The sequence below is a fragment of the Chryseobacterium cheonjiense genome (assembly GCF_012927265.1).
Classification (GTDB): Bacteria; Bacteroidota; Bacteroidia; order Flavobacteriales; family Weeksellaceae; genus Chryseobacterium; species Chryseobacterium cheonjiense.
In genome coordinates, this window is the sequence record NZ_JABBGF010000002.1 from 774,869 (window position 1) to 794,309 (window position 19,441).

Here is a 19,441-nt window from a genome sequence, read left to right on the forward strand (position 1 = left end):
CAGGGGTTAAAAGTCTTGAAGGTTTTACCAGTAGTAAAAGCAAACAACATGGGAGCACCACATAATATAAAAAGATACGGTGAAGTCTGGCCGGAATTCAGAATTCAAAGCGGACTTGAAATTTTAGAAAAATTAAAAAATAAAGTCATTATTTCAGGAGGATGGGCCTGGCATTTTATGTCTGAAGTAGGGCATACGGAATACAAGCACGCTCATGACCATAAGGATATTGATGTTTTTGTAAAGAAAGAACATGTTGCCGAAGCTGTTATGATTCTTCAGCAGGAAGGTTTTCAAAAGGTCTGGACCAGATACGATCATCTGCCAAGTCAGGAAAACTTCCGCAGGTATGAAAAAACGCTGGAAATGGGAAATGGAAAATTTCACAGAATAACGATAGATTTTTTTGAAAGAAACGATCTTGAAACTGTTGATGCGAATGGATTTACCGTAGTCAAACCGGATCTTTTGCTTTCATTTTACAGAAACATTCATTCCAGTGATAAATGCTGGGCCGTTATGGCGGCAAAAGATTTATTGGAAAAAGGAATTGATCCTGTCGGTCATCCGAAATTAAGTGAAATACCGAAATAATAATGGAAAAACTCATACAAATAACCTCCGGGAAAGGACCTTTGGAATGCCAATGGGTCGTTGCAAAAATTCTGAAGGTCTTCCTGGAAGAGGCAAAAAATAACAATATAGACTATGAAATCATTCATCGTGAAAACGGTGACGAAAATCTGACCCTTAAATCCGTAACCATTCTTTTAAAATCAAAAAGTGTAAACGAATTTTTAAAAAGCTGGCTAGGAAGTATTTGCTGGATCGGGAAGAGTACCTTCCGGAAGCTGCATAAAAGAAGCAACTGGTTCATAGGGATTTTTGAACTGGAAGACAATGCGAAAATCAGTTTCAATGAAAAGGATAATCACTTTCAGACAGCCAGGAGCCAGGGAAGCGGCGGACAAAATGTAAATAAAGTAAACACGGCAGTTCGGGCCACATACCTTCCGACCGGCCACAGTGTTTTCGTGCAGGATTCCCGTTCGCAGCTGGAAAATAAGAAGCTTTCCATTGTAAGACTCAAAGAGAAAGTACTGGAGCAGAATATCATTCAGCTTCAAAAAAGAATGCAGGAAACCTGGAACAATCATTTGCAGGTACAAAGGGGAAATCCCATCCGTATATTTTCGGGAACGGATTTTAAAAAGAATTATCAGGAAAAATCTTTCAAGAAACAGAGAGGCCAACTGAAAAATGAATTAAAAAATTACAATAATGACCTTAACTAAAAATAAATATTACTTCGAGGCACTGGATAATTATCCTTACAATCTGCCGGATTGTCTGGAAGCACTCAATTATGCTCTGTCCTATGATCCGGAAGATGCAGACAGTCTTTGTCTCATGGGAAGAATTTACAGTGAAATGTTATCCGATTATGAAAAGGCAAAGCTGTACTTTGAGGAAGCCATGCAGTGTGATGTTACGAACCTGAATGTCCCTCAATATTACATCAGCTGTCTTATTGATAACGAAGATTATCACGAAGCTGAAAAACTGATTGATTATTCTTTAAAAATCAAGGGAATTGATAAAGCAACCTTATGGTTTTACAGGTCTTTACTTTCCGAAAAACGCGGCAGTTTTGTGAATGCGCTGAAATTTTTAGATGAAACCGCAAAGTACTGCTTTACAAAATACAGTCTGGATGTGGTGAAAGACCGTAAGAAATTCATTAAATCCAAAATACCGAAGAAAAAGAAAACAAAAAAGGAGACAAAATAAGTCTCCTTTTGTATTGTAATAATTTTTGGGTAGAACTTTCCGTCTGCTTATTTCTTGTTTACGGAAATCAGATAGTCATATACCATTTGATGCTGCTCGTCGTTCAGTTTAGCTTTCGGTGCCATCCTGCTCAGTGTCTTTAGCCATCCCTGGTCGTCGTGCTTTTCCGGATTAGGAAGAGCGTGGCATTTGTTGCAGGAATTTTCAAAAATTGTCTTTCCCTGCGCCAGTTGCTCGGATGAAGTATACTTAGGCCCTGTTACCGCAGTGCTTTTTGGTCCACACGATACCAGCAATGCAGAAAAGCCTATCGTGCTTAATATCAGTTTTTTCATAATAATATTTTTGTGGTGATTATTTTTTCACGGAAACGATGTAATCGTATACCCATTGGTGCTGTTCATCCGTAAGCTTGGCTTTCGGCGCCATAGAATTCATGATGCCTACCCATTGTACAGATGTTCGCGACGTAGGATCCGGAAGCTTATGGCATCTTCCGCAGGAGTTTTCAAAAATAGTTTTTCCCTGTGCGATTTGTTCGGCTGTAGAAACAGTGACTGCAGGAGTGGCTGCAGTAGTTGCTTTTGGTGTACAAGAAGAAGCCAATAAAACGGCTGTAAAAGATGCTACAGCAATGATTTTTTTCATGTTGTCAATTATTTGAATAAAACAAATGTAGGGATTTCCCTATTCCATCGATGAAGCGTATGATAATTTAGAAGAAATACAAATAAAGCATTTTTAGGAGCTTTTTCCAGCTCTCACTACTCGCTTTTTGTTATTTCGGGGTTGCGGCGGCAAAGCCGCCGCAACCCCGAAATAACAAAGAGCTCAAACATACCGTTCGATCTGGGCTAGGGTATAGGTCTTTTCATTAGAAACTAGAACATCAACACGTCATTTCTATGCTTTAGCAGCAAAAAAACAAAGTACCCACAATTTTGTCATGATAAATTAAATGAAATCGTATTTAAATAAACCAATCCTCTTGACCATTGACTTTTAATTGTCTATTTTTGAATCAATGAAATTTTCTACACAAGAGTTAATGGAAGGAATACGGTCAGGGAACAAACGCCTGATTGCAAAAGCCATTACTTTAGTGGAAAGTAAAAAAGAAGAACATCGCCGGCAGGCGGAAGAATTGCTGAAAGAGCTCATGCACTTTACCGGAAATTCAGTCAGAGTAGGAGTAACCGGAGTTCCGGGCGCAGGAAAATCAACCTTTATCGAAAATTTCGGAAGACTGGCTATTGCCAACGGGAAAAAAGTAGCGGTTCTGGCTATTGATCCCAGCTCGGCCATTAATAAAGGAAGTATTCTGGGTGATAAAACCAGAATGGAAGAACTGGCAAAAGAAGAAAACGCATTTATACGGCCTTCTCCAAGTTCAGGATTTTTGGGAGGAGTTGCAAATACTACTTTTGAAACCATGATGATCTGCGAAGCGGCAGGTTACGATTATATTCTTATCGAAACCGTTGGAGTAGGACAGTCCGAAGTGTTGGTTGCCGATATAACGGATGTATTTCTGTTTTTAAAAATAATTGGCGGCGGAGATGAACTTCAGGGGATCAAAAGAGGAATCATGGAAATGGTCGATCTCATTTTTATTAATAAAGTCGATAAGGATAACCTTCAAAAAGCCAAAAACACCAGACTCGAACTGAAGCGGGCGCTGGATTTCATTCCTCCAAAAGAAAAAGGCTGGAAAGTTCCGGTTTTGTTTGGTTCTGCCCTGAGCAATGAAGGTCTTGATGAGGTTTTTCAGAAAATCAATGAATTTATAAGTCTTAAAAAGAAGACCCACCGATTTGAAGAAGTAAGGAAACAGCAGGCAGAGAAACGTTATGAATACTGGGTTCAGGAATACATTTTGTCGGCAATGAAAAAAAGCAATTCTTTGGAAGAAGCATATCTTCAGCATAAAAAAAATGCTTCAGCACTGGTTTTTAATCCAAGCACGGAAGCAAAATTATTTGTAGAAAAATTTTTATCTGAAAATTAAGCCTTAAGGCTGAACAACTTTTTGTTCTTCATTTTTTGTAATATATCCGTCATACGAAATAGGCTGCCTGTCATTGCTTCTTATAGAGGTAAATGCTTTTCCGGATTTTGAAACTTCAATGATAATTTCGTCAACTGTTCTTACATCATTGGGTTTAATCCTTACAATCCAGGTTCCTTTTTTATTCTGGCTTTTATTTACCGTAAAATCTTTCGAAGTGAATCTGTAGCTGTTGCCTGAAGGATTTCCATATGTAGGATTGAAAACTCTTCCAAAATAAGGCAGCGCCACTTCCAGATTATTGGGTCTGATATCAATGCTGTAATTTCCTCCCGTAAGATCAAGAATTCTTGTCCCTGTTGCATTGGGCATTGAAGTCATAACATTAATAACATCATAATTGGTTGGGTTAGCTCTTTGGGCATGAAAGGAAAAATCCTGAGAATTTACTAAAGCTGTTACCGCTTGAGGATCCATATTGCTCTGAGAAGAACAGTTTTCAAAGAAAAACACAAATCCAAGCATGCATATAATAGAGATGAACTTTTTCATAATAATTAATATATTTACGTAAATAGCAAATTGTATGCAAATATATGATCCCTGAAATTAATTTGGAATAAAAATTGTAAAGGTTGAACTAATAACACTCGAACTATGAAATTTATAAATTTATTAGGAATAGGAGCAGTGGCTCTTACTGTTGCAGCATGTACTACCAATCCAATCACGGGGCGGTCTTCATTACAGCTGGCAAATAATTCAGAAATCCTGACGATGTCTGCTCAGGAGTACAAATCAACATTAGGAAAATCCAAAGTAATAACAGGAACAGCAGATGCGAAAAAAGTGGTCAATGTAGGATCGAGAATAAAATCTGCAGCAGAAAGATACTATCAGTCTATTGGCCGTTCCGGAGATCTGGCCAACTACAAATGGGAGTTTAACCTGATCCAAAGCAATGAGCTTAATGCATGGTGTATGCCTGGTGGAAAAGTTGCCGTTTATACAGGAATTCTTCCTATCACAAAAACGGAAAGCGGATTGGCTGTAGTGATGGGACATGAGGTATCACATGCCTTGGCAGGACATGGCAATGAAAGAATTTCGCAGGCTATGGTTGCTCAATACGGAGGTGCCATTTTAGGAGGAAGCATCTCTAATGCACAGTGGGCAAATGTTTTTGAAGCAGTATATCCTATAGGTTCACAGGTTGCTTTATTAAAATATGGAAGAAACCAGGAATCCGAAGCAGATCAGATGGGGCTTTATATCATGGGAATGGCAGGTTACGATCCGAGAGAGGCAATTCCTTTCTGGGAAAGAATGGAAGCCGCTTCCAAAGGAGCAAGACAGCCGGAATTCTTATCTACTCACCCGAATCCTGAAACCAGAATTTCTGATATCAATAAAAACTTACCGAAAGCTTTGGAATATTACAAAGCAGCAGGTGGGAAAATGTAAAATATTACAAAAAGAAATTTAATCTTGAGTAGGCCTTATTGAATTTTTATTAATTTGGTAAGGCCATTTTAATTTTTAAACCTATTTAAGCACAACACTATGAAAAATTTAACGATTACAGGACTTATTCTTTTGGCTTTATCAATTCTCCTTTTTTATCTTACGGCTAATAATTTTACTCTGAATGATTTGGGAATGCCTCATATCATGGGTATTTTAGGCGGTATCGGAATCGGGTTGATTATTGGAGGAATGGTAGGCTACGTAAGCAAAGGAAGTGCTATAAAAGCGGAACAGAAAAGAAGAGAATTCAAACAGCTGCAACAGGAGAAAGAAGATCTTGAAAAAAGAGCTGCAGAAATTGCCAGACGTGAAGCGGAGCTGGATCTCAGAAATCAAAATCCCCAGATCTGACGAACTGAGGATTTTGTTATTTTTTGATATTTACTTAAAATTTATAACCAACACCTACCATAAAAAGGTTGGGCCTGTTGTCATATCGTATTTCTTCCCCCGAAACTCTGTTGATAAAGTTTCTGGAATCTTTACTGAAGGCGCCTTCATATCTGGCATTCAGGATCAGTTTAGAGATTTCAACCTGGGCACCAAACTGATATCCTACGGTAAAATTGTCTCTTGCATTTTCTCTGAAATCATTAAAAGTATCCTCTTTCGCTAAATTATAACTGGCTACAGGACCTACAAAAACGCCCAGCGTATTTCCTAAGATATTATATCCTACAAGAACAGGCAGGTCGAGTCTGCTGCTTTTGATATCAAAGGTTGTATTAGCTGCTGTAAATTCATTTTTAAAGTTGGTATAGTACAATTCGGGCATCAGGAAAAATGAGGTCGGCAACCCCACTTTCAATGAAAGACCTACGTTGAAACCTGCATTGTTTTCACCTTCGCCTTCAATGGCTTGGTTTACCGTACCTTTAATATTCTGCCACGAAGGTGATCCTGTTGGGAATATTAAATTCGCCTTACCTGCCAGAGAGATCTGTGCAGAAGCAAATAGGGAAAATCCTAAAAATGCCGTACTAAGAATCTTATTCATTATCTTCTATTTTTGTAATCGTATTATCAATAGTTTTATTGTTTTCAAGCAAATACTCTCTCAGTTCTTTAAATAATTCTGATGAATATACAAAATCGATGAGATTTTTATTGCCTGCAGTAATCAGAATGTCTTTATTGCCTTCCCATTCTTTGATCCCTAATCTCAGATATACAATTTTCTCGCCAATTGTCATTACAGAGTTCATATCGTGGGTATTGATGATGGTCGTAGTGTTATATTCCTGCGTAATTTCAAGTAAGAGATCATCAATCACATTAGACGTGTACGGATCCAGCCCGGAATTCGGTTCATCACAAAAAAGATATTTGGGATTATTCACAATTGCTCTGGCAATTGCTACACGCTTCTGCATACCTCCGGAAATTTCTGAAGGAAATTTTCTGTTGGCTTTATCAAGATGTACTCTTCCGATAACTTCAAAAACCCTTCTTTTCTTTTCCCTGAATGTTAAATTGGTAAACATATCGAGCGGGAACATGATATTTTCTTCCACCGTTAAAGAATCAAACAAGGCACTTCCCTGGAAAACTGTTCCGATCTCGGAGCGAAGGTGCTGTTTCTCTTCCCTTGACATCACATTGATGTCTTTACCGTCAAAAAGTATTTCTCCTGAGGTAGGTTGGTATACATTCAGCAGACTTTTAAGGAATACCGTTTTTCCGGATCCACTCTGCCCTATGATGAGGTTTACCTTTCCTTTATCGAAACTGGTTGAAATGCCTTTAAGTACTTCAACTTCATCAAAACTTTTTTTAAGATCTTTTACCTCAATCATTTAGCTTAATATTAATTGGGTTAATAGTAATTCTGAAAGGATAATGAATACCATTGTCCAGACTACGGCCTGTGTACTTGCTCTACCAACTTCCAAAGATCCTCCTTTTACATTATATCCGAAATATGAAGGGACTGTTGCGATAATAAAAGCGAAAACAATCGTTTTTGTAAATGCATAATAAATAAACAGGTTCGGCATATACATCTGGATACCTACAATATAATCATTGGTGGTCCAGTTTCCCGTTAAAATTCCTGCTATATACCCTCCACCGATACCGAAAACGATACTGATGGCAATTAATAACGGGTTAAAAATAACGCATGCAACGATTTTGGGGAAAATAAGAAAATTGGGAGAGTTTACGCCCATAATATCCAAGGCGTCAATCTGTTCGGAAACCCTCATGGTTCCGATACTGGACGCGATATAAGAACCTACTTTACCAGCCAGAATAAGACTTATGATAGTTGGTGAAAATTCAAGAACGAGAACAGCTTTTGTAGCATATCCTACAAATGAAGGGGGTATAGGGAATGATGAAGCATCAAAATTATTGAACATCTGGATGGCCACAACTGCTCCTACGAATATAGAAGTAAAAATAACAAGCCCAAATGAATTGACGCCCAGGTCATTTATTTCTCTCATGAGAAGTTTCCAGAAAACTTTCATTTTCTGTGGCTTCTGCATAGATTTACCGAGAAGGATTATATATTCTCCGACTGCTGTAAAAAACTTTTTTAACATTCTGCTAAATTAGACTTTTTTTATTTATTAATTATAGAATGAGGCAAGACCAGGCTCTATCATATTCATTATATCATAATGTAGACCAAAATCTTTATTTTGCATTTTTATCTCCGCCGATTACCAGCAAAACTGTTTTCAGAATGATGACCAGATCCAGCATGAAGCTCCAGTTTCTAACGTAAAAAGAATCTGCTAAAACTCTTTTGTTCATTTCTACCTCTACATCGCCTGCATCACCACGCAGCCCGTTTACCTGGGCGAGCCCTGTAATTCCCGGCGTTACCATGCTCCTGAGGCTGTAGCGACCTATTTTCGGCTTGTAATAATTATCTACCGCAAGCATATGAGGTCTCGGCCCCACAATAGACATGTCGCCTTTTAAAACATTCAGAAACTGCGGCATTTCATCAAGACTGGTTTTCCTTAAAAACTTTCCGAAAGGCGTAATTCTTACATCATTTTCCTGTGTTGTTTTCGTTGAAGACTCATCATTAACAACCATCGTACGGAATTTAATGCATTTAAAAACCTCTTCATGAAACCCATACCTCTCCTGAATAAAGAACACCGGCCCTTTTGAAGTTATTTTAATTAAAACAGCAATAATAGGAAAGAGCCAGGAACATATTCCTATCATGACTACAATAGAAAATACAATATCAAAAGTTCTTTTTAGTAAATAATTGGAATAATATTCCAGTGGATACTTTGACTGGTTAAGAACCGGCTGTGTCTGGATATAACCCATATCATAAAGGAAAAAATCACTTTGCGTAATGTTCGGGATCAGCGAAATGTGTACTTTATTGGCTTCTGCCAGTTTAAAAATTTCTTCTTCCGTGGTGGGTGTATAAGAATTTTCCAAAGGAATAAACAGAGTGTGAATTCCGTTTTTCTTCCAGAATTCTATCAGTTTATCTATCTCTATTTCTTTATTTTGGAATTCGAAAATCTTGTAACCATAATCTTTTCTCTCCTTTAATATATTTTTTAGTACTTCCGTAGAACTGTTTTCATGGATAAACATGACGTTCCGGTGGTTGATCCCCAGACTTCGGGCATATTTAATTCCGAAAAATATCAGTGACCTAACTAAAAATATAAAGAAGAAAAGATAAAAGGAGAGCCAGTAAATATCCGAATTAAAAAAAACATTATAGCTCACTTTCCCAATCAGCAGTACCCCGAGAATGAATAATAAAAAATGAATCAGGATTCTTTCCAGAAACAAAGTGTAGGTAAGGTTTCTCGGAATGTTGTAGATTCTTGTTCTGCTGCTCAGGAGCATCCAGAACAAAAATAATAACATTAGAGAAAATAAATTCTGATACCAGGTTTCCTCATTGTATTTCAGATTCTCGTTCCTCGTTAAAAAAAAGAATATGAAGATAGATGCAATAACCATAAGGTCAAGCAAAACAATGATCGATTTCACATATCTGGAATATCGTATTCTCTGCATCTATCGGGATTAACGGATACGGAAGCTAATTTACATATTTTTACGGAATATTCAGATATTTGTGGGTCTGTACTGAAGCTCTCCATTCAGGATGCTGAAGAATAAAGTCTGTGATTTTAGGATACATTTCATCCCTTTTGCTCCATTCGCTCTGAAGATATAGCGTACAGTTTTCAGATACTTTTGCGGCCTGTTCCTGGGCAAATTTAAAGTCGTTATTATTAAACACAATCACTTTCAGTTCATGTGCTTTCTGGTAGATTTCTTCTTTTGGCAATCCTGTTTTTTTAGGGGATAAAGTGATCCAGTCGATCTGTCCGCTCAGCGGATAAGCACCGGATGTTTCAATATGGATGGAGCATCCTAAAGCTTTTAGTTTTCCTGTTAAAACATCAAGATTCCACATCAATGGTTCTCCTCCCGTCAAGACAATTGTCTTACAGTGTTTTGCTGCGGTTTCCGCAATTTCCTCTGCATTCATCAACGGATGTAAATTCGGGTCCCAGCTTTCCTTTACATCACACCAATGGCACCCGACATCGCAGCCTCCCAGTCTTATAAAATAAGCCGCTTTCCCTGTGTATGCCCCTTCTCCCTGAAGAGTGTAAAAATGCTCCATTACAGGGAGCATTTTACCTTCTTTTAATAATATATCTTCTACTAAATCCATTTTAAAATTAGTCGTTATAGACCGAAGTTTTGTAAGCAATGATGGTGTTTTTCATCAACATTGCTCTTGTCATAGGTCCCACTCCTCCCGGAACTGGTGTGATCCAGCTGGCTTTTGCGGCACAGCTATCGAAATCAACGTCGCCTGCCAGGTAATATCCTTTTGGAGAATCATTGTCTACTCTTGTAATTCCTACGTCAACAATCACTGCACCTTCTTTAATCATATCTCCTTTCAGGAAGTGCGGGTCGCCCAATGCCGTGATCACAATGTCTGCTTTTTTTGTATATTCTTCGATGTCTTTTGTGTAAGAGTGCGTTAAAGTAACGGTAGAATTTCCAGGGAAATCTTTTCTTCCCATCAGGATACTCATCGGTCTTCCTACGATCTTACTTCTTCCGATGATGACGCAGTCTTTACCTTTCGTTTCAATATTATATCTTTCCAATAATGTTAGAATTCCAAATGGTGTCGCAGGTAAGAACGTATCCATTTCCAAAGCCATTTTCCCGAAGTTTTCCGGGTGGAAGCCATCTACATCTTTTCTTGGATCGATCGCATTAATGATTTTTTCCTGATCGATCTGATCTGGCAAAGGCAATTGAACGATAAATCCGTCAACGGCTTTTGATTTATTTAATTCATCGATTTTTTCCAATAATTCAGATTCAGAAACCGTGCTTGGAAACTTCACTAAGCTTGATTGAAAACCAACCTCTTCACAATCTTTCACCTTGGCATTAACGTATGCCTTGCTCGCTCCGTTGTTTCCAACAAGAATGGCTACCAAGTGCGGCGCTCTTCTTTTACTTGCAATGATTTTTTCAACTTCAGCTTTGATTTCCTGTTTTATTTCTTTGGATACTTTTAATCCGTCAAGAATTTCTGCCATTTTTACTTTATTACTTTTTATTAGATTTTAAGGATATTTTCCGGATTCTGATGAGTGCAGAAAACGGAGAGGATATTTACGATTTTTTCTTTTTCATCTACATCAAATAAAACTAAATAAGGCAGTTTCTTTAAAGGAATTGCCCTTACATCTTTATATTTAACTGCGAAAAAAGGATTTATCTGCAAAGATTTATAAGCATCTAATAATTTTTTCTTAAAACTTTTAGCTGCAGATTGAGATTGCAGTTTATAATATTTAATAGCATCATCAATATTATTGTTTGCAATAGGAGAAACTAAAATTTTAAATGCCATACTTTTCGGAAATTCTCTTTAACGATTCGAATGCATCTACCGATTGTGATCTGTCTTGTTTTAAAGCTTCATCAATCACTCTTTTCATTTCATCCGTCAATTCAAAATCATCCTCATTTTTTTCAAAGCTAATTTTCATTCTTTTCAAAAGATTTTCCATTAAAGTTTCTTCTTCTTTATTTTTCAGATGTATTGTAATGGTACTCATATCTTTTATTTTTTATCAAAATTAATGAAAATCAGCAATATTTATTTGTTTGCCTTATAATAATTAATCAGTCCGTTTGTTGAAGAATCATGAGCACTAACAGTCTCATTATTTTCAAGTTCCGGTAATATTTTGTTCGCTAAAACTTTCCCCAATTCAACCCCGAACTGGTCGAAACTGAAAATATTCCAGATCACACCCTGAACGAAAATTTTATGCTCGTACAATGCTATTAACTGACCTAATGAAAAAGGAGTTAGTTCGGTGAATATGATGGAGTTGGTTGGCGTATTTCCGTGAAAAACCTTATAATTTAAAAGGAAATCAATTTCTTCATCAGATTTTCCTGAAGCTTTTAATTCTACTTCAACTTCTTCTTCTGTTTTTCCGAAGGCAAGTGCTTCAGTCTGAGCGAAGAAATTGGCTAATAATTTATCCTGATGATCAGAAACTTTGTTTGGGCTTTTTGCATATGCAATAAAGTCTGCAGGAATCAGCTCTGTTCCCTGATGAATCAACTGATAAAAAGCATGCTGTCCGTTTGTTCCCGGTTCTCCCCAGATAATCGGCCCTGTCTCATACTCTACAAATTCGCCGTTTCTGTCTACACATTTTCCGTTACTTTCCATATCTCCCTGCTGGAAATACGCCGGAAAACGGTCTAAATACTGAGAATACGGAAGAATAGCATATGTTGTTGCAGCATAAAAATTACGGTACCATATTCCTAAAAGGCCCATTAAAACAGGAATATTTTCTGCGAAATCTGCAGTCTGGAAGTGTTGGTCTGTATCGTAAGCTCCTTTCAGCAATTGCTCAAAGTTTTCGTAGCCCACGGCAAGAACAATACTTAAGCCGATGGCACTCCATAAAGAGTATCTTCCGCCAACCCAGTCCCAGAATTCGAAAATGTTTTCTTCTGCAATTCCGAAGTCTTTAACAGCTTGAACATTAGTAGATAAAGCTACAAAGTGTTTCGCTACATCTTCCTGTTTTCCTGCTTTTAAAAACCAGTCTTTTGCCGAATGGGCATTTGTCATTGTTTCCTGGGTAGTAAATGTTTTAGAAGCAATGATGAATAACGTTGTTTCAGGGTTCAGGTTTTTTACAACTTCTGCAATATGGTTTCCGTCTACATTAGAAACAAAATGAACGTTTAACCTTGTTTTAAAATGTTTTAAAGCCGAAACCACCATTACTGGTCCCAAATCTGAACCTCCGATCCCGATGTTCACCACGTCGGTAATTTCTTTACCGCTAAATCCTTTATGTTCACCTGAAATAATACTTTCGGAAAAAGATTTCATATGGTCCAGAACTCTTCTGATCTGAGGTTTGATATTTTCTCCGTCTACTAAAATTTCCTTATCTGAAAAATCTCTCAGAGCAGTATGCAGAACGGCTCTTCCCTCTGTTTCGTTGATCTTGTCTCCTGAAAACATCTTGGTAATCGCGTCTTTTAACTCACATTCTTCTGCAAGATCTAAAAGAAGGTTTTTTGTTTTGGAATCGATTAGGTTTTTAGAATAATCAAACAAAAAATTAGGTCTTTTGATTGAAAATTCATTGAAACGATTGGGATTATATTGGAAAAGACTTCTCAAATCAAAATCATTGTTGGCAAATTGCTCGTCTAATGCTTTCCAGCTATTGGTTTGAGTAGGATTTATTTTTGATAGCATATATTTAGAAATTAGGGTTTTGTGATTTTGGGATTCAGGATTTGAATGCCAAATCCTCATGCAAAAATATTGATTTGCAAATTTACGGAATTTTAGTTCAATGATGTTAATGGATGATTAAAAATCAGCTCATAAGTTAAGGTTACGCTTAAAATCAGTATTTTTAAGTCAAATTTAACTGATGATCACCAGACGCAATTTTATAAAAAAGTCATCATTAGGGTTGGGCCTTTTTGCTTTGCCGGCTTCTGTAAAATTTATTTATGCAGAAGAGTATATTTCTAAACGACCGGCAATTTCCCAAAGAAAATTCACTTCTGAGGCTGTTGAGAAAACAATCAAGACCATCAAAAAATCAATAGCTGATGAAGAATTGGCGTGGATGTTTGAAAACTGTTTTCCGAATACTTTGGATACAACCGTAAAATTTTACCTGAAGGACAATAAACCTTACACATATGTAATCACAGGCGACATTGATGCGATGTGGCTTCGCGATTCTTCTGCGCAGGTTTATCCCTATTTAGGTCTTGCTAATGAAGATAAAGAGTTGAAAAGCCTTCTGAAAGGGGTTATTAATAAACAGGTCGAATGCGTTCTTCTCGATCCTTATGCTAATGCATTTTTTGATGATAAAGCGAAAATAAGTGAATGGAAAGATGATTCCACACAAATGAAACCCGGAATTCATGAACGGAAGTGGGAAATTGATTCCTTGTGTTATGTCATGAGATTGTCTTACAACTACTGGAAAACAACAGGCGATGATTCTGTATTTGATGCGGATTGGAAAAAAGCAATGTTTTTAATTTTGCAGACTTTTAAAGAGCAGCAGAGAAAAGACTCAAAAGGTCCATACAGATTCCAGCGGTCCAATGGAAATCCTTTAGACACACAATTTGCCGGAGGATACGGAAATCCAACAAAGAAAATAGGTTTGATTCATTCTATGTTCCGTCCGTCGGATGATGCTACTTTTTATCCGTTTTTGATTTCTTCGAATATGTTTGCTGTAGTTTCTTTACGGGAAACTGCAGAAATTTTCTCAAAGATTTTTAGAGATGAAAAATCTTCTGAGCAATTTAAAAATTTAGCTGAAGAAGTGAATGAAGCTATTCAGAAATATGCAATTTTGAATCATCCTGAAGCGGGTAAAATTTATGCATTGGAAATCGACGGTTTCGGAAATGCTTTATTTATGGATGATGCGAATGTTCCTAATCTCTTGTCAATACCGTATCTGGGATACCGATCGAACGAAGATGAAATATATAAAAATACCCGCAAGTTTTCTTTAAGTAAAGCAAATCCATGGTTTAGCGAGGGGAAATTTGCCAAAGGAATCGGTGGACCACATATCGGGGAACATAAAATCTGGCCGCTTGGTCTGATTATGCAGGCTTTGACAACCGATAACGATGAGGAAATTATTTCCTGTTTAAAAATGCTGAAAGCAACTCATGCCGGAACAGGATTTATCCATGAGTCTTTTGATGTTGATAATCCTAAAGATTTCACAAGGTCCTGGTTTGCATGGGCCAATACACTTTTTGGAGAGCTGATTGTTCATCTTTATAAAACTAAACCTGAAATTTTAAAGAGAACGTTTTAGACATAAAAATCTCCAGTTTGGCTGGAGATTTCTTTTTTGCTGAAAAGCTTGTTTTATTTAATGCAAAAGTTACTTTTGTTTTTAGGAAATGTTAACTGATAAACCCTCGCGATAAAATAAAAGCCTGTAAAATTTTAAATATATAGATAATCCGCAGATTAGGATAGCTATGCTTCTGTTTTCGGGTGCTTTTTAACAGTTTTTCGTTTTCTTGCAAAATATAGAATTGTAGCTCCGATTAATAGTATCGGCCAGATCGTGATTAACCCCACGAAAATTTTCTGAATTAAATAATATCCTTCTACAAAAGCAGATTTTGCACTGTACAGAAAATCAAATTTATATTTATCATCAATACTCTTAGTATTGGTAATGGCAATTTCAGCGGTCCTGATTTTCGGTTCTTTGATGTAAATATCAACGGTACTGTATTTAAGGTTATCAGTAACATCCATATTTGCCAGCTGCTGCTGATTTCCTTCGGCCATATTTTCATTGTCGAGCTTTAGTTTATCTTTATCAGTTTTCAGTGTGGAGATATTTTTGCTGTTTTTTTCAATTCTTTTGCTTTCGAGCTTTGCGTATTTGATGCTTGAGGTTACATCTTCCGCATTAATTTGCCTTGAATTGAGAAACAGTTTTTTATCATTGATGAGCGTAAGAAGTTCACCCAGCCGTTCAGTAGGAACTCTTAGCTGCATCCTGTTTTCTGTCTGATATTTCTTAACGAGTACAGCATTTTCATCTGACGTATTATACGTATTTTCCGAAACGACATTACTTTGCAGGTTGCTGTGTGTAACAAAGCCTCCAAGTTCCTGTACCGATTTTTCGATAGAAACCGTTGTTTCGTAAACATCTTTCACTTCCATGTTTACATCGGCAGTTTTAATGAATTGCTTATCTTTTACTTTCATCGTAGCAACGGAAGAAATGCTGTCTGAAACCATTTCTGCTGTACTGTCTGTATTCGCGTACGCCTCAAGATCGCTCGATGCCGCTTCTCCTTTTTTGCAGGAATATATTCCCAATAATAACGCGGCTGCCAATGATAATCTGATGTAGGTTGTTTTCATAATATTGATTTTTAATGTTTGCTTAATCCAAAGTTCCGGCTGAATCTTTTGTAATGGTTGGAAATGAGGAGTAAACAATTTGTAAACAGAAATTGCTTTTTAAATATTTGATAATTAAATATTTGTAAAACAGCGGCTATTCAGGTACCTCATTTTCGGATTAATTTTTGCTTGTCTTTTTACAAATCAAACACACAAAGAATTATGTCAAATACTTTTTCCAAAATCAGAAATGCAATTGAGTTATTCCGATCCATAGACTTTGACCAGCTGAGTGCCATTTCTCAAAAGGTAAATCTTCCCAAGCTGATGGAAAATTTTTCTAAGCTGGATGATAAGCAGCTTAACGGAATGATGAAAATGCTCGATCCCCACCGAAAGAAAAAAGAACTTCCTGCAATTGACGGCGATTTTTACGATATCTATCATACCTTAAGTCCGGAGCAGCGGGAGATTCAGCTTAAAGTAAGGGCGTTTATGGAAAAAGAAGTTAAACCTTTGGTAAATCATTACTGGCTCAGGGATGAGTTTCCCCACGAATTAATTCCAAAATTCCAAAAGCTGAATATTTGTGGTGTCACTTATGAAGGATATGGCTGTCCGGGATTACCTTTCTTAATGGAGGGTGTTCTGGCCATGGAAATGGCGAGAGTAGACGCTTCTATTGCAACTTTTTTTGGAGTACAATCGGGCCTTTCGATGGGATCGATCTATATCTGCGGTTCTGAGGAACAAAAACAAAAGTGGCTTCCCCAAATGCAGAAATTCGAAAAAATTGGAGCGTTTGGCTTAACGGAACCTGAAGTCGGTTCAGGAGCAGCAGGAGGTTTAACCGTGACCTGTAAAAAAACACCTGAAGGATGGATTTTGAACGGACAGAAAAAATGGATCGGGAATGCAACGTTTGCCGATGTTATTATTATCTGGGCCAGAGATCTTGATGATGGTGAAGTAAAAGGATTTATTGTTGAAAAAGATAATCCCGGATATTCTGTAGAAAAGATTAAAGGAAAAATGGCATTGCGAATCGTTCAGAATGGATTAATTACCTTAAAAGATTGCCTGATTACTGAAGAAAACCGGCTGCAAAATGCCAACTCGTTCAAAGATACCGCAAAAGTTTTACAGATGACCAGGGCAGGAGTTGCCTGGATGGCGACAGGTTGCGCCAGAGGAGCTTATGAGAGTGCATTAGACTACACCAGAAAAAGAGAACAGTTCGGTAAACCCATCGCCTCATTCCAGATGATTCAGGGACATTTGGTAGAAATGCTGTCTAATCTTACGGCGATGCAGACAATGGTTTTCAGGCTTTCTGAAATGCAGGATGAAGGAATTTTAAAAGATGAACACGCTTCTCTTGCAAAAGTCTTCTGTACAATGAGAACACGAGATGTCGTATCGAGGGCACGGGAAGTAATGGGCGGAAACGGTATTCTGCTAGAATATGATGTGGCCAGGTTCGTGGCAGATGCAGAAGCTATTTATTCTTATGAAGGAACAAAAGAAATTAATTCATTAATCGTAGGGAGATCTATTACCGGTTTTAGTGCGTTTGTATAATATTATTGAATGGTCAATTGTCAATTAGTTTTCAAGTCAGTTTTTAAAGTACTTGTGTAACAAATTTCACGATTGACCATTCACCATTTTTTTTAGCTTATCAGATGCTTGTATTTTTCTTTATTGTCTATAATCATCCAGAGGTTGATAAGAAACATTACTCCGGCAATTGCCATTCCCATTTCTGATTTGTCTAAGGTAAATACATGAGCTACAATTCCTACCATGACCGGCAGAACGACAATGGCTCCCAATGCTCTCGTTTTCGGAAAAATGAAAAGCAATCCGCCAATAATTTCAACAGCACCTACAAGAGGCATAAGCCATGCGATCTCACCAAAAGCAGTGAATACTTTCATTTGTTCTGGAGTAGGTTTTTCCATGGGCATGTAATTGAAGAATTTGTTTAATCCGGCATTAATAAACATTAATCCGAAAAGAAGAGACAGAATAAATTTTACAGTTTTCATAAATATTATTTTTTATTAAAGGTAAATAAAATTATAATCTGTTGATTAAAAAGGTATTGAATTTTAAAAATCTCTTTATTGGGAAATATTTTAGGTTCGTATTGCGCGATTTTATATATTTGTTTGTCAACCAAACTAAATCATATTATGAAAAATCTTCAGAAATTAAACCGGAACAAATTGAAAGGGATCAAAGGAGGAAATACTACGGATATCGGATACTGTCCGGACAGCCAGACGTACATTCCTTGTGATGAGCTTTGTCCGAACAGAAGAAACCCTCTTTGTGCCATTCAGGCCTAATAAAGAAAGCCTTCAGAATATGAAGGCTTTGTTTTTATCATTACTTGTAATCAGAACTATAAATTTAATCCATCTCCTTTAAAGTAATATTTTTAGAGATTTTATATCTTTTCTTTTTCTTATCAGGCTTTTCTTCTTCACCAAGTAATTTCCCCCAAGGCTGAAGCCCTTCAACCCGTTCAAAAATAATTTTAATAATGGCAATAGCCGGAATGCAGAGAAACATTCCTGCAATTCCCCAAAGATGTTCTCCAACAAGAATTCCGATAAAAGAAAACAAAGCGTTGATTTTTACCTTAGATCCAACCACAAAAGGAAGTATAATATTTCCATCAATAGCATGTACAATCACATAGCCTATTGCTACGTACACACAAGTGATTGGGGTAGTCGTTGCAAATGCAATAAAACAGGAAATAAGAAGTGAAATAAAAATGCCGATATAGGGGATTACGTTCAGCAAACCGGTAAGAACTCCTAGAAGAATGGCATATTTTACTCCCAAAATAGTCAAAACAGTTGAAGTAAGAATAGAGACAATAATAATCTGAAGACAAAGTCCCGTAATATATCTTTTGGTCATGATCCTCACTTCAGAAACCACTTCCTGCACACTAGCCTTATGCTTTTCGGTAAAAACATTGACGATAAAGTTGTTTAAAATTCTTCTGTAATTTAAAATGAAGATAAAAAACAGAATGAAGAATGCCAAAAAGCCAAGGCTGGTAGAGAAAATCCCGAGAGTAAAGCCTAAAATAATTCCCGTCGAAGAAAGAAGTTTTTTTAAGCCTTCATCTAAATACGTAAACTGCTCATCAATTTTCACATTAAATGTCTTAGATACCCACTTCTGAAGATCATGAAAAACATGAGTTGCCTGGCTGGTAAGCTGGGGAATATCCCGGCTAAAGCTGGAAATCTGAGACCCGAAGAAAAAGATAAGTCCCGTAATAACGATCATTAAAATCATTACCGAAAAAATAGTGGAAAAAGATCTTGGAAATTTTAGTTTTCTTTCCATAAAGTTGGCAAATGGCAGAAACAGCATCGCCATTAAAAAAGCCAGAAAAAAAGGAGCCAGAATGCTCTGTCCTAAAGCCAGAAGATAGCCGAGACCAATAATGGAGACGACAACAAGCGTGAGCTTTACAAGAAAAGGGAGGCGAAGTAAATTCATAATTCTTTCTGTTGCATAAAATTAATAAAAACACTCCGAATTGAAGTTTTTTTAACAAGTAATTATTTGATGATTAGGATAAGAAAATTCCATGCCCAATTTAATCCTGATATTAATAAAAAAACACATCC

24 protein-coding genes are annotated in these 19,441 nt (G+C 37.0%); 9 read left to right on the plus strand and 15 right to left on the minus strand.

Features of this window, described 5'->3' with window-relative positions; translation table 11 throughout:
• Positions 1 to 48 precede the first annotated feature (48 nt).
• The 3 genes from HHL20_RS14160 to HHL20_RS14170 are packed head-to-tail and all read left to right on the plus strand — an operon-like array spanning position 49 to position 1,791.
• The gene (locus tag HHL20_RS14160) at positions 49 to 594 is read left to right on the plus strand and encodes a nucleotidyltransferase family protein (protein WP_169231820.1); all 546 of its coding nucleotides are present in this window, start codon (positions 49 to 51) and stop codon (positions 592 to 594) included.
• Positions 595 to 596: 2 nt separating this feature from the next.
• A complete protein-coding gene (gene prfH, locus HHL20_RS14165) occupies positions 597 to 1,295 on the plus strand; it encodes a peptide chain release factor H (RefSeq protein WP_169231821.1) in 699 nt (232 codons plus the stop codon).
• The gene (locus tag HHL20_RS14170) at positions 1,282 to 1,791 is read left to right on the plus strand and encodes a tetratricopeptide repeat protein (RefSeq protein WP_169231822.1); all 510 of its coding nucleotides are present in this window, start codon (positions 1,282 to 1,284) and stop codon (positions 1,789 to 1,791) included. Before prfH ends, HHL20_RS14170 begins: the two co-directional genes overlap by 14 nt.
• A 47-nt stretch (positions 1,792 to 1,838) precedes the next feature.
• Here the strand turns inward: HHL20_RS14170 and HHL20_RS14175 are convergent, their stop codons facing one another.
• Together HHL20_RS14175 and HHL20_RS14180 are read right to left on the minus strand one after the other, a co-directional pair.
• The gene (locus tag HHL20_RS14175) at positions 1,839 to 2,126 is read right to left on the minus strand and encodes a cytochrome C (protein ID WP_169231823.1); all 288 of its coding nucleotides are present in this window, start codon (positions 2,124 to 2,126) and stop codon (positions 1,839 to 1,841) included.
• Between the two features lie 19 nt (positions 2,127 to 2,145).
• Positions 2,146 to 2,439, minus strand: a complete 294-nt coding sequence (locus HHL20_RS14180; protein ID WP_169231824.1) for a c-type cytochrome — start codon at positions 2,437 to 2,439, stop codon at positions 2,146 to 2,148.
• A 376-nt stretch (positions 2,440 to 2,815) separates the two neighbouring features.
• Here HHL20_RS14180 and meaB point away from each other — a divergent pair, with 376 nt between their 5' ends.
• Complete coding sequence (meaB, locus tag HHL20_RS14185; RefSeq protein ID WP_169231825.1) at positions 2,816 to 3,799, plus strand: methylmalonyl Co-A mutase-associated GTPase MeaB; 984 nt, start codon at positions 2,816 to 2,818, stop codon at positions 3,797 to 3,799.
• Positions 3,800 to 3,802: 3 nt separating this feature from the next.
• Here meaB and HHL20_RS14190 read toward each other — a convergent pair whose 3' ends face one another.
• Positions 3,803 to 4,351 (minus strand): DUF4251 domain-containing protein, encoded by a 549-nt coding sequence (locus HHL20_RS14190; protein ID WP_169231826.1) that lies wholly within the window; start codon positions 4,349 to 4,351, stop codon positions 3,803 to 3,805.
• A gap of 105 nt (positions 4,352 to 4,456) precedes the next feature.
• Between HHL20_RS14190 and HHL20_RS14195 the strand changes: the two genes are divergently transcribed.
• Together HHL20_RS14195 and HHL20_RS14200 are read left to right on the plus strand one after the other, a co-directional pair.
• Positions 4,457 to 5,263 (plus strand): M48 family metallopeptidase, encoded by an 807-nt coding sequence (locus HHL20_RS14195; RefSeq protein ID WP_169231827.1) that lies wholly within the window; start codon positions 4,457 to 4,459, stop codon positions 5,261 to 5,263.
• A 99-nt stretch (positions 5,264 to 5,362) separates the two neighbouring features.
• Positions 5,363 to 5,677: a hypothetical protein gene (locus HHL20_RS14200; protein WP_169231828.1), complete on the plus strand. Its 315-nt coding sequence runs from the start codon at positions 5,363 to 5,365 to the stop codon at positions 5,675 to 5,677.
• Between the two features lie 34 nt (positions 5,678 to 5,711).
• Here the strand turns inward: HHL20_RS14200 and HHL20_RS14205 are convergent, their stop codons facing one another.
• The 9 genes from HHL20_RS14205 to pgi form a co-directional block, all read right to left on the minus strand.
• Positions 5,712 to 6,323 carry an outer membrane beta-barrel protein gene (locus HHL20_RS14205; protein ID WP_169231829.1) on the minus strand — a complete coding sequence of 204 codons (612 nt, stop codon included), beginning with the start codon at positions 6,321 to 6,323 and terminating at the stop codon, positions 5,712 to 5,714.
• Complete coding sequence (locus tag HHL20_RS14210; RefSeq protein ID WP_169231830.1) at positions 6,316 to 7,122, minus strand: ABC transporter ATP-binding protein; 807 nt, start codon at positions 7,120 to 7,122, stop codon at positions 6,316 to 6,318. Before HHL20_RS14210 ends, HHL20_RS14205 begins: the two co-directional genes overlap by 8 nt.
• Positions 7,123 to 7,875 carry an MlaE family ABC transporter permease gene (locus HHL20_RS14215; protein ID WP_072884379.1) on the minus strand — a complete coding sequence of 251 codons (753 nt, stop codon included), beginning with the start codon at positions 7,873 to 7,875 and terminating at the stop codon, positions 7,123 to 7,125.
• Positions 7,876 to 7,969: 94 nt separating this feature from the next.
• A complete protein-coding gene (locus tag HHL20_RS14220) occupies positions 7,970 to 9,340 on the minus strand; it encodes an exopolysaccharide biosynthesis polyprenyl glycosylphosphotransferase (RefSeq protein ID WP_169231831.1) in 1,371 nt (456 codons plus the stop codon).
• Positions 9,341 to 9,380: 40 nt separating this feature from the next.
• Positions 9,381 to 10,010, minus strand: a complete 630-nt coding sequence (locus tag HHL20_RS14225) for a 7-carboxy-7-deazaguanine synthase QueE (RefSeq protein WP_169231832.1) — start codon at positions 10,008 to 10,010, stop codon at positions 9,381 to 9,383.
• 7 nt (positions 10,011 to 10,017) lie between these two features.
• Positions 10,018 to 10,902 carry a bifunctional 5,10-methylenetetrahydrofolate dehydrogenase/5,10-methenyltetrahydrofolate cyclohydrolase gene (locus HHL20_RS14230; RefSeq protein ID WP_169231833.1) on the minus strand — a complete coding sequence of 295 codons (885 nt, stop codon included), beginning with the start codon at positions 10,900 to 10,902 and terminating at the stop codon, positions 10,018 to 10,020.
• Between the two features lie 20 nt (positions 10,903 to 10,922).
• Positions 10,923 to 11,219 carry a type II toxin-antitoxin system RelE/ParE family toxin gene (locus tag HHL20_RS14235; RefSeq protein WP_169231834.1) on the minus strand — a complete coding sequence of 99 codons (297 nt, stop codon included), beginning with the start codon at positions 11,217 to 11,219 and terminating at the stop codon, positions 10,923 to 10,925.
• Entirely contained in the window at positions 11,209 to 11,427 is a 219-nt protein-coding gene (locus tag HHL20_RS14240; RefSeq protein WP_169231835.1) for a hypothetical protein, read from the minus strand. The genes HHL20_RS14235 and HHL20_RS14240 overlap by 11 nt, the downstream gene beginning before the upstream one ends.
• A 41-nt stretch (positions 11,428 to 11,468) precedes the next feature.
• Entirely contained in the window at positions 11,469 to 13,109 is a 1,641-nt protein-coding gene (gene pgi / locus HHL20_RS14245) for a glucose-6-phosphate isomerase (protein ID WP_169231836.1), read from the minus strand.
• A 181-nt stretch (positions 13,110 to 13,290) separates the two neighbouring features.
• Between pgi and HHL20_RS14250 the strand changes: the two genes are divergently transcribed.
• Positions 13,291 to 14,721, plus strand: a complete 1,431-nt coding sequence (locus tag HHL20_RS14250) for a glycoside hydrolase family 125 protein (protein ID WP_169231837.1) — start codon at positions 13,291 to 13,293, stop codon at positions 14,719 to 14,721.
• Between the two features lie 167 nt (positions 14,722 to 14,888).
• Here HHL20_RS14250 and HHL20_RS14255 read toward each other — a convergent pair whose 3' ends face one another.
• Positions 14,889 to 15,797, minus strand: a complete 909-nt coding sequence (locus tag HHL20_RS14255; protein ID WP_169231838.1) for a DUF4349 domain-containing protein — start codon at positions 15,795 to 15,797, stop codon at positions 14,889 to 14,891.
• Positions 15,798 to 16,001: 204 nt separating this feature from the next.
• Here HHL20_RS14255 and HHL20_RS14260 point away from each other — a divergent pair, with 204 nt between their 5' ends.
• Positions 16,002 to 17,360 carry an acyl-CoA dehydrogenase family protein gene (locus HHL20_RS14260; RefSeq protein ID WP_169231839.1) on the plus strand — a complete coding sequence of 453 codons (1,359 nt, stop codon included), beginning with the start codon at positions 16,002 to 16,004 and terminating at the stop codon, positions 17,358 to 17,360.
• A gap of 92 nt (positions 17,361 to 17,452) precedes the next feature.
• On the opposite strand, the gene HHL20_RS14265 is transcribed toward HHL20_RS14260, so the two are convergent.
• Entirely contained in the window at positions 17,453 to 17,830 is a 378-nt protein-coding gene (locus tag HHL20_RS14265) for a DoxX family protein (protein ID WP_169231840.1), read from the minus strand.
• A gap of 147 nt (positions 17,831 to 17,977) precedes the next feature.
• On the opposite strand from HHL20_RS14265, the gene HHL20_RS14270 reads away from it, so the two are divergent.
• The gene (locus HHL20_RS14270) at positions 17,978 to 18,133 is read left to right on the plus strand and encodes a bacteriocin-like protein (RefSeq protein WP_169231841.1); all 156 of its coding nucleotides are present in this window, start codon (positions 17,978 to 17,980) and stop codon (positions 18,131 to 18,133) included.
• A 64-nt stretch (positions 18,134 to 18,197) separates the two neighbouring features.
• Here HHL20_RS14270 and HHL20_RS14275 read toward each other — a convergent pair whose 3' ends face one another.
• Entirely contained in the window at positions 18,198 to 19,310 is a 1,113-nt protein-coding gene (locus HHL20_RS14275) for an AI-2E family transporter (RefSeq protein ID WP_169231842.1), read from the minus strand.
• Positions 19,311 to 19,441 lie beyond the last annotated feature (131 nt).

Coding starts and splice junctions, on each gene's coding strand:
- HHL20_RS14160 (WP_169231820.1), top strand. CDS start 49: ATGGGAGCACCACATAATATAAAAAGATACGGTGAAGTCTGGCCGGAA.
- prfH (WP_169231821.1), top strand. CDS start 597: ATGGAAAAACTCATACAAATAACCTCCGGGAAAGGACCTTTGGAATGC.
- HHL20_RS14170 (WP_169231822.1), top strand. CDS start 1,282: ATGACCTTAACTAAAAATAAATATTACTTCGAGGCACTGGATAATTAT.
- HHL20_RS14175 (WP_169231823.1), bottom strand. CDS start 2,126: ATGAAAAAACTGATATTAAGCACGATAGGCTTTTCTGCATTGCTGGTA.
- HHL20_RS14180 (WP_169231824.1), bottom strand. CDS start 2,439: ATGAAAAAAATCATTGCTGTAGCATCTTTTACAGCCGTTTTATTGGCT.
- meaB (WP_169231825.1), top strand. CDS start 2,816: ATGAAATTTTCTACACAAGAGTTAATGGAAGGAATACGGTCAGGGAAC.
- HHL20_RS14190 (WP_169231826.1), bottom strand. CDS start 4,351: ATGAAAAAGTTCATCTCTATTATATGCATGCTTGGATTTGTGTTTTTC.
- HHL20_RS14195 (WP_169231827.1), top strand. CDS start 4,457: ATGAAATTTATAAATTTATTAGGAATAGGAGCAGTGGCTCTTACTGTT.
- HHL20_RS14200 (WP_169231828.1), top strand. CDS start 5,363: ATGAAAAATTTAACGATTACAGGACTTATTCTTTTGGCTTTATCAATT.
- HHL20_RS14205 (WP_169231829.1), bottom strand. CDS start 6,323: ATGAATAAGATTCTTAGTACGGCATTTTTAGGATTTTCCCTATTTGCT.
- HHL20_RS14210 (WP_169231830.1), bottom strand. CDS start 7,122: ATGATTGAGGTAAAAGATCTTAAAAAAAGTTTTGATGAAGTTGAAGTA.
- HHL20_RS14215 (WP_072884379.1), bottom strand. CDS start 7,875: ATGTTAAAAAAGTTTTTTACAGCAGTCGGAGAATATATAATCCTTCTC.
- HHL20_RS14220 (WP_169231831.1), bottom strand. CDS start 9,340: ATGCAGAGAATACGATATTCCAGATATGTGAAATCGATCATTGTTTTG.
- HHL20_RS14225 (WP_169231832.1), bottom strand. CDS start 10,010: ATGGATTTAGTAGAAGATATATTATTAAAAGAAGGTAAAATGCTCCCT.
- HHL20_RS14230 (WP_169231833.1), bottom strand. CDS start 10,902: ATGGCAGAAATTCTTGACGGATTAAAAGTATCCAAAGAAATAAAACAG.
- HHL20_RS14235 (WP_169231834.1), bottom strand. CDS start 11,219: ATGGCATTTAAAATTTTAGTTTCTCCTATTGCAAACAATAATATTGAT.
- HHL20_RS14240 (WP_169231835.1), bottom strand. CDS start 11,427: ATGAGTACCATTACAATACATCTGAAAAATAAAGAAGAAGAAACTTTA.
- pgi (WP_169231836.1), bottom strand. CDS start 13,109: ATGCTATCAAAAATAAATCCTACTCAAACCAATAGCTGGAAAGCATTA.
- HHL20_RS14250 (WP_169231837.1), top strand. CDS start 13,291: ATGATCACCAGACGCAATTTTATAAAAAAGTCATCATTAGGGTTGGGC.
- HHL20_RS14255 (WP_169231838.1), bottom strand. CDS start 15,797: ATGAAAACAACCTACATCAGATTATCATTGGCAGCCGCGTTATTATTG.
- HHL20_RS14260 (WP_169231839.1), top strand. CDS start 16,002: ATGTCAAATACTTTTTCCAAAATCAGAAATGCAATTGAGTTATTCCGA.
- HHL20_RS14265 (WP_169231840.1), bottom strand. CDS start 17,830: ATGAAAACTGTAAAATTTATTCTGTCTCTTCTTTTCGGATTAATGTTT.
- HHL20_RS14270 (WP_169231841.1), top strand. CDS start 17,978: ATGAAAAATCTTCAGAAATTAAACCGGAACAAATTGAAAGGGATCAAA.
- HHL20_RS14275 (WP_169231842.1), bottom strand. CDS start 19,310: ATGAATTTACTTCGCCTCCCTTTTCTTGTAAAGCTCACGCTTGTTGTC.